An 8,616-nucleotide genomic window follows, 5' to 3' on the forward strand; every position below is an offset into this window, starting at 1 on the left:
CCCGCCATATTTATTTGTGAAGATACGATATATTGTCTTTAATTAACGGACATGGCATTTCGCGTCCGCATCCCGGATGGGCCCGAAACCAATAAAAAAACAAATTTTGCTTTTTTGATGTTTTTACGTACTTCCCACCACCAGGCATGACGATACAGGATATATCGGACCGGCGTCGTTTTATTAAAACTGGCGTTTAAAAATAGCATTAAGTTTTAGCTACAGGAATTGAACATGCTTGATTTGGACCACTTAGAAAAAGCCCAAAGGGTCAGTCTTACCATGCAAGTTGAACACAGTTTGAAAGGAGCGTTAATTACAGGCTCACTCAAACCTGGGGCACGACTGATTACGAAAGAGATCGCCGATAAATTAGGAACCAGTATTACCCCTGTTCGCGAGGCGCTGTTGCGCCTGGTGTCATCAGGGGCGTTACACGCCACGCCGGCACAGGCATTTCTGGTTCCGGAGGTCACGCTGGAGCGCTATAACGAGATTAACGCCATCCGCAAGCAGCTTGAGCCGATGGCGGTCGCCGCAGCCTGTCAGAATATGTCTGATAGCAAACTGGAGGCGTTGCGCAAATTGTCGGATGCCTTTCATGAGGCCATGCGCAACGGGAACGTCCAGCAGGCATTGCATGCGAATCGCGTCTTCCGGTTTACGCTTTATCAGTACGCAGAAATGCCAACGCTCAATGCCTTAATTGAGCAGCTCTGGGTGCGCATCGGGCCCTGTATGAACTATCTGCATCAGGAGCTTAACGACATCAAAGCCTCGACATATCACTATGACGAACTGCTTTCCGCCCTTGAGCGAAGAGATGTTGTTGCCTGCCAGAAGGCGATTGATAAGGTGATTGATGAAGCGAATTTGCTTTTACAGCGACAATATTTTAACTAAGAGATTATTTAGCAGAGCGACTATATTCCGCCCCTAATTATTTATCTGGTGAATAACTCCTGATGGTTTATTGCCATCAGGAGCGTTATTTCATTAATAAGATAAACTTTTCTTTTCGCTTACTCGAAGCGATAAGAGACCGACAGCCCGACCCCGTAGTTACGGCCCGGTGCTGGCTCGTAATAACGACCGTTAGACTCGTTGACAATAACCGAGCCCGCGTACTCTTTATCGAACAGGTTATCGACGCGGCCAAAGACATCCATGCCCCAGCTGCCGTAGTTGAATTTGTACCCGGTGTTCAGCCCGACCACAGTATACGACGGCGCTTTCGCCGTATTCTCGTCGTCGGCCATGATATCGCTCATGTAGCGCACGTCAGAGCCCGCGTACCAGCCTTCCTCCGGCTGCCAGCCAAACGAGGCGTAACCCATGTTGCGGGCAATGCCCGGCATACGGTTACCGTTACAGTCTGCGTCGCTGCAGACGTTAGTCCGGTAGGTGGCATCCAGATACGTCCATGCCATCTTCAGCTTCCAGTTCTCAGCAAACTGCTGGTCGAGGGAGACTTCCACCCCCTGACGACGGGTTTTACCGGCATTTTTATAGCTGGTACGCCCGCCAGAGCTTGCATCCACCACGATCTCATCATCCGTATCGGTGCGGAACAGCGCCGCGGTCAGCAGGCCATTGCCGATGCGGGTTTTGCTGCCCACTTCATACGTGTTGTTGGTGGACGGCTGCAGGCCGATGTTCAGGCCGCCCTGGTTATCGGCGCGATAGGAAAGCTCGTTGATGGTTGGCGTTTCGAATCCACGCCCTGCGGCAGCGTAGAGGTTCCATGCGTCCGTCACCGCATACTTCACGGAACCGGCCGGGAGCCACTTATGATAGCTCGCGTCACCGCTGTCATCGCCGTTGCCCGGCGTAACGTAATGGTCGTTGGAATCAAACCATACCGAGCTGTAGCGCACCCCCGCATCCACAGACAGCTTCTGCGTCAGCTGCCAGCTGGTTTGCAGGTAAGGATCGACGTTCCACATCAGGTTACGTTCGTTTCGACGCTTGTCACCCTTCACGCCGTAATCCGGCACGCCGTTGTTCATCACGAAGTTCTCGTATCCGCGACGATCTTCGCTCAGGTTTTCGTAGTTCAGGCCGGTAGTAAAGGTCACCGGCACCAGCAGCTCGCCGCGGTGCGTCCAGCGGGTATCGATACCCTGATAATGACGCTGCATATCAATCACGCCGCCGGAGTGGGAGGGTTTTAGCTGCGGCTGATACGGAATCGACTGGTACTGCGTCATTTCACGCTCGCCGGCGTACATCATCACGCTGAGGTCGTCCTGAGCGCTGAGCTGGCGGTCGTAGCGCAGGCCGGCCTGGGTCTGCTTGATGGTCTTGCGGGTATTGTACTGATCGCCGCGTGGAGACTGACGCGGATTGTTCTGCCATTCCTGATAGCTCAGCCCGCCCGGATCGTTGGCCTTCATGTCCACGCTGTTGAAGATCAGCGTCAGCTTGCTCGCGTCGTCAATGCGCACGCCCAGCTTGGCATTGGCCAGATTCTTCCGCGCGCCGCTGTGGTCGCGGTAGCCTTTGGTGGTGAAACGGGTGGTGGAAACGGTGTAATCCACGTCCCCGGCGTGGGTGCCGTCACCCATCGCGCCGGTGGCTTTCATGCCGTAGCGCCAGGTCCCGTAGCTGCCGTAATAGCTGCTGGCTTCAATGGTTGGCGGCTGCTGCCCGGTCTGGGTGTTGATGTTAATCACGCCTCCGGAGGCGTTGCCGTACAGGGCCGAGAAGGGGCCGCGCAGCACTTCAACGCTCTCCACGCTGGAGAGATCGATGTTGGAGGTCTGGCCCTGTCCGTCCGGCATGGTGGCAGGGATACCGTCGACGTACATACGGATACCGCGCACGCCAAACGTTGAGCGGGCACCAAACCCACGCATTGAAAGCTGGAGATCCTGAGCATAGTTCTGGCGGTTCTGAATTTGCAGTCCCGGGACGCTGCCAAGAGATTCAGACAGGTTGATGCGCGGCGCGGCCTGGCGCATATCATCGCCGTTAACGACGCTGACAGCGGCCGGGGTATCGAGCTCCGATACGGTTTGCGGCGTGGCGCTGACGATCATGGTTTGTTCTTCCGCGCTCATTGCGCTAAGCGGCGCCAAAATAACGGGAACCAGCAGCAGCGGGAGAGAGGCCTTACGGGCAGAAATGATTTTCATGAATAAAACCGGTTGTGGTGTATAAACGAACCAAATGGAACATGTCCATACATGTTAAAGGTTTTGTAAATGTTTTGAAAACTATAACCGCACATTGCGTTAATGAAAGGCGAAGCGCGAAAGAAAAACTCCACATTCAGTCCATTAATGATTACTATTCTCATTATCAAAAGACAATGCCATGACGTTGTCTGCCGGAAGTGATGTCAGCCCAAACCCCTCTTTTCAGAAAAGGAATTGTTATGTCTTTACGTCATCTGTGCTCGCCGCGTCTGAGCCTGTCACTGCTGTCTGCCACTTTACTGCTTGCCGGGACGTTCCAGGTGCATGCCGCCGAAGAGGTGCTGCGTAAAGCGGTGGGCAAAGGGGCGTATGAAATGGCGGTCAGCCAGCAGGAGAATGCGCTGTGGGTGGCGACCTCGCAAAGCCGCAAAACCGATAAGGGCGGAGTTATCTATCGCCTTGATCCGGTTACGCTGGACGTGACGCAGGCGATTCACAGCGATCTCAAACCCTTTGGCGCCACGCTCGACGGCGCGACGCAAACCCTGTGGTTTGGCAACACCCTCAACGGCGCGGTGACGGCCATCGATGCGAAAACGGGCGACGTGAAAGGGCGACTGGTGCTCGATAATCGCCAGCGCAGTGAAACCGTCAAACCGCTGCAGCCGCGTCAGCTGGTGGCGGATGACGCGAGCAACACGATTTACATCACCGGTGTCGGCAAAGAGAGCGTGATTTGGGTGGTGGATGGCGCAACGCTGAAGCTAAAAGAGACCATTGCCAATACCGGTACGTACAGCACCGGCCTGGCGCTGGATGCGCAGGCAAAACGTCTGTACACCACGAATGCGGACGGCGAGCTGGTAACCATTGATACGGCGACCAATAAAATCCTGAGCCGCAAAAAGGTGCAGGATGACGGCAAAGAGCACTTCTACCTGAACATCAGCCTCGATACCGCCGGCCAGCGCGCGTTCCTGACCGATTCAAAACAGCCGGAAGTGCTGGTGGTGAGCCTGAAAGACGGCAGCGTGATGGAGAAGATCGCCGCGCCTGAATCACTGGCCGTCCTGTTTAACCCAACGCGCAATGAGGTTTACGTGACGCACCGTGAAGCCGGTAAGGTGAGCGTGATTGACGCGAAAACGTATAAGGTCACAAAAACCTTCGACACGCCGGTTTACCCAAACAGCCTGGCGCTCTCTGCGGATGGCAAAACCCTGTACGTGACGGTGAAACAAAAATCCACTCGCCAGCAGGAAGCCACCCAGCCTGACGACGTAATTCGTATCGCGCTGTAAGATAAAAAAGGGAAGGCATTTGCCTTCCCTTTTTAATGCTTACCGGATGCTTAACGCGAGATTTCTTCCACCAGCGGTGCGTCGTGTTTTTCATCGTCGTGATGAACCGGCGCGGTGCTGTGGATCTCGTGAACGCGCTTACGCACGCCGAACCAGCCGGCAATCAGCAGTACCGCCAGCAGCGGAATGGTCGCGATGGTGTAGGTACCGTTCGGGTAGTCGAACGCCATCAGCACCAGCACGCTGAACAGGAACAGCAGGGTGAGCCAGGAGGTCACCGGTGCGCCCGGCATCTTGAAGCTCACATCAGCCGCTTTGCCTTCTTTGATCGCTTTGCGCAGACGCATCTGGCAGACCACAATGAAAGCCCAGGAGGCGATAATCCCCAGTGCAGCCACGTTCAGAACGATCTCAAATACGCGGGACGGCACCAGATAGTTCAGGAACACGCCAAAGACGTAAACCACCAGCGTTGCCAGAATCCCCGCATAGGGAACCTGCTGCTTGCTCATTTTCGACATGAACTTCGGCGCAGAACCGCCCATTGACATAGAGCGCAGGATACGGCCGGTAGAGTAAAGGCCTGAGTTCAGGCTGGAGAGCGCTGCCGTCAGAACCACGATGTTCATGATACTGCCAACGTAAGGCACGCCCAGCTTAGAGAAGAAGGTCACAAACGGACTCTGACCGGCCTGATAGGCAGTCCACGGGAGCAGCAGAACCAGCAGCACCACGGAACCGACGTAGAACAGACCGATACGCCAGATCACGCTGTTAATGGCTTTTGGCACCATGGTCTGCGGATCTTTACATTCACCTGCTGCGGTACCCACCAGTTCGATGGAGGCGAAGGCGAACACCACGCCCTGAACCAGGACCAGCGCAGGCAGCAGACCGTGCGGGAAGAATCCGCCGTTATCGGTTATCAGGTGGAAGCCGGTGGCATTGCCGTCCAGCGGCTTGCCGCTGCCGAGGAAGACGGTACCCACGACCAGGAACACCACGATGGCCAGCACTTTAACCAGCGCAAACCAGAACTCCATCTCCGCGAACCACTTCACGCCGATCATGTTCATGGTGCCGACAATCGCCAGCGCGCCAAGCGCAAAGACCCACTGCGGCACATCGCCAAACGCGCCCCAGTAGTGCATATACAGCGCAACGGCGGTGATATCGACAATACCGGTCATCGCCCAGTTGACGAAGTACATCCAGCCCGCAACGTAGGCCGCTTTTTCACCGAGGAATTCACGGGCGTAAGAGACGAAGCTTCCGCTGGAAGGGCGATGCAGTACCAGTTCGCCCAGCGCACGAAGAATAAAGAAAGAGAAGATCCCGCACACCAGATAGACCAGGGCGAGAGCAGGGCCAGCCATTTGCAGACGCGCACCCGCACCTAAAAACAGACCCGTTCCGATAGCGCCGCCGATGGCGATCATTTGAACCTGACGGTTGCCCATCGCTTTGTGGTAGCCCTCTTCGTGGGAGTTCAACCAGCGACGTTTAGCAGCATGATGATCGGCTGCGCTTTTATTGCTTGTTTTCATTGAGTTACCTGTTTGCCTGTCTGAACCATTATCGTGATAGTCCTGCCTGGCAGAGCGCAATACAAACGATTGCTTCTGCGCAAACACATGTCGCCTTCCCAGTCATTCTGCGTATGGATAAGGCGAAACATGGCGAGGCATCCTACCTGCAATTCATAAGCGACGCAAAATATAACCGTGCCGAAAGTGATGCACGTCGAAGGAAATCGTGTGGTCAGAGCAGACGGCGATCACAACACGCTGAATCGTGGTGAGTTTTTAGACAAAACATGCGGCGGGTTGATTATTTAATCATCAGAATCTCTTAATTATTACCAGGTGGTAAAGATTTTGACTGCTGCAGAGCATCTAACAGTAACCTGAAAGCGGTAGTGTGCTGGCGACGGCTCGGATAATAAAGGTGATATCCCTCGAAGGTAGGGCACCACGATTCAAGGACCCTGACCAGCCGTCCGTGATTAAGCGCCTCCAGAACCGACGCCTCCGGCACGTAGGCTAATCCGAGTCCATTCTCAGCGGCGTCGATGCGCTGCGACAGGCTGCTCAGCGTAAGCTGCCCCTCAACCCGCACGCGAAGCTCGCGCCCGTCGCGTTCAAATTCCCAGTGATACAGTCCGCCGCGCGTGGGCAGGCGCATGTTGATGCAGCGGTGGTCAGCGAGCTGCTCCGGCGTCTGCGGCACGCTAAGCGAGCCAGATAGTCCGTAGAATCGACCACGGCCATGCGCATATCCGGCGCTATCCGTACCGCAATCATATCTTTTGCCACCTGTTCACCCAGGCGTACTCCCGCGTCGAAACGGCCATCGACGATATCCGTCAGGCCATTGTCGACCGTCACTTCGACGTTAATGTCAGGATACTGCACCATAAACGCCTTCAGTACCGGCCAGAGCACGGCGTCCATCGCGTGTTCGCCGGCGACGATGCGGATAGCGCCTGCGGGTTTGTCGCGTGCGCTGCGAAGCGCCGTGAGTTCCTGTTCGATCTCCAGCAGATGCGGGCTTAAGCGCGTAAAAAGCTGCTCACCCGCCTGGGTGGGAACAACGCTGCGGGTTGTGCGGGTTAACAGGCGAACGTCGAGCCGCGCTTCAAGCTTGCGCATGGCATGACTCAGCGCCGATTGCGAGACGCCCAGCTGCGCCGCCGCGCGCGTAAAGCTGCGCTCGCTGGCGACTACCATAAAAGAGAGGAGGTCGTTGAAATTATCTTTTAGCATCGCGATTGCCTCTATTTATGAATTTCAATCATATTTCCTATCTGATTATGCACGCTAATGCTCCGGATTGCTTTGCGCTACTGTTAACGCAACAGTAAACGAGGAGCATAAGATGAAAATTATCCGCAGCGGATCACTACCTTCAGCAAAAGGGCCGGAAGCCTGGTTCACCGGCACCGTCCGCATTGACGCGCCATTTCAGGCGAGCGAACCTGCCAGCGTCGGCGGGGCAACCGTGACCTTTGAGCCGGGCGCGCGCACCGCGTGGCATACGCATCCCCTTGGGCAAACGCTGATTGTGACGCAGGGTCGCGGCTGGTTACAGGAGTGGGGCAAAGCGGCGGAAATATTGAATCAGGGCGATATCGCCTGGATCCCACCCGGCGTAAAGCACTGGCACGGCGCAAGCGCGCAAACGGCGATGACGCATATTGCCATCGCCGAATCCGTTAACGGCAGCCCGGTTGCATGGCTGGAAAAAGTCACCGACGAGCAGTATCCGAACGGCTAACCGCCAAAAACGGCAATCGCCTGCTGCAGGCGCGTGGTGCGCTGCGTCAGGTGATTCGCGGCGTGAGTGACGTTATCCACCATCCCCGTATTGTTGTGGGTCATTGCGCCGATACGGGAGATGGATGCGTTGATGAGCGTCAGCGCCTGGGTTTGCTCCTGCGTGGCGTGGCCGATCTCCTTAATCAGGGAGGAGACCCGCAGCACGTTGTCGATCATGACCGTCAGCTGCGTTTCGGTTTGTTCTACCTTCTCCACGCCTGCGTTGACGCTGGCGACGTTTTTCTCAATCAGCGCTTTGATCTCTTTCGCCGCCGTCGCGGAGTGCTGCGCAAGATTGCGCACCTCAGCCGCCACCACGGCAAAACCGCGCCCGGCTTCACCCGCACGCGCCGCTTCCACGGCCGCATTCAGCGCAAGAATGTTGGTCTGGAAGGCGATACGATCGATAACGCTGATAATATCGACGATCTGGCTGTTATCCTGCGACACGGATTGCATCATACCGATGGTCTCTTTCATCATCGCTTCACCGCGGTGGGCGCTGTCGCGGGTGCGATCCGCCATCTCCGTGGCTTCTTTCGCGGTTTCTGCCGTCTGCTTCACCGCGCTGGCGATCTCTTCCACCGCTGACGCGGTTTGCTGCAGAAAGTCTGCGGTCTCTTCTGAACGCGTTTGCAGCGCCGCACCTTCTTTCGCGACCTGCTGGCTGATGGTGCCAATCCCGCTGATTTGCGCCCCGACATCGTCAACCAGCGAATTCAGGTTCAAGCCTGATTGATTCACCAGGCGCATCATCAGCCCGATGTCGTCGATCCTGTCAAAATGGTAATAGTCCGTTTTACGTCCTGGGTAATGGTGCCAACTTACTGATTTAGTGTATGATGGTGTTTTTGAGGT

6 protein-coding genes and 1 pseudogene are annotated in these 8,616 nt (G+C 55.8%); 3 read left to right on the top strand and 4 right to left on the bottom strand.

What is annotated here, in order from left to right:
- Positions 1-234 precede the first annotated feature (234 nt).
- Positions 235-903, top strand: coding sequence for a GntR family transcriptional regulator (locus tag ADJ24_RS19930; RefSeq protein WP_023311981.1), 669 nt, complete (start codon positions 235-237; stop codon positions 901-903).
- Positions 904-1,022: 119 nt separating this feature from the next.
- On the opposite strand, the gene pqqU is transcribed toward ADJ24_RS19930, so the two are convergent.
- Complete coding sequence (pqqU, locus tag ADJ24_RS19935; RefSeq protein WP_023311980.1) at positions 1,023-3,137, bottom strand: TonB-dependent receptor PqqU; 2,115 nt, start codon at positions 3,135-3,137, stop codon at positions 1,023-1,025.
- A gap of 242 nt (positions 3,138-3,379) precedes the next feature.
- Here pqqU and ADJ24_RS19940 point away from each other — a divergent pair, with 242 nt between their 5' ends.
- Positions 3,380-4,441 carry a YncE family protein gene (locus tag ADJ24_RS19940; RefSeq protein ID WP_023311979.1) on the top strand — a complete coding sequence of 354 codons (1,062 nt, stop codon included), beginning with the start codon at positions 3,380-3,382 and terminating at the stop codon, positions 4,439-4,441.
- Between the two features lie 50 nt (positions 4,442-4,491).
- Here the strand turns inward: ADJ24_RS19940 and ansP are convergent, their stop codons facing one another.
- Positions 4,492-5,988, bottom strand: coding sequence for an L-asparagine permease (ansP, locus tag ADJ24_RS19945; RefSeq protein WP_048703482.1), 1,497 nt, complete (start codon positions 5,986-5,988; stop codon positions 4,492-4,494).
- Between the two features lie 304 nt (positions 5,989-6,292).
- Positions 6,293-7,206: pseudogene (locus ADJ24_RS19950) on the bottom strand (LysR family transcriptional regulator).
- Positions 7,207-7,318: 112 nt separating this feature from the next.
- Here ADJ24_RS19950 and ADJ24_RS19955 point away from each other — a divergent pair.
- Positions 7,319-7,717: a (R)-mandelonitrile lyase gene (locus ADJ24_RS19955; protein ID WP_023311976.1), complete on the top strand. Its 399-nt coding sequence runs from the start codon at positions 7,319-7,321 to the stop codon at positions 7,715-7,717.
- On the opposite strand, the gene ADJ24_RS19960 is transcribed toward ADJ24_RS19955, so the two are convergent.
- Positions 7,714-8,616: methyl-accepting chemotaxis protein (locus tag ADJ24_RS19960; RefSeq protein ID WP_048703485.1), on the bottom strand; the 903-nt coding region annotated here is incomplete at its 5' end. The genes ADJ24_RS19955 and ADJ24_RS19960 overlap by 4 nt on opposite strands.

It is taken from the genome of Enterobacter sp. 940_PEND (assembly GCF_001059415.1).
Taxonomy (GTDB): domain Bacteria; phylum Pseudomonadota; class Gammaproteobacteria; order Enterobacterales; family Enterobacteriaceae; genus Enterobacter; species Enterobacter cloacae_M.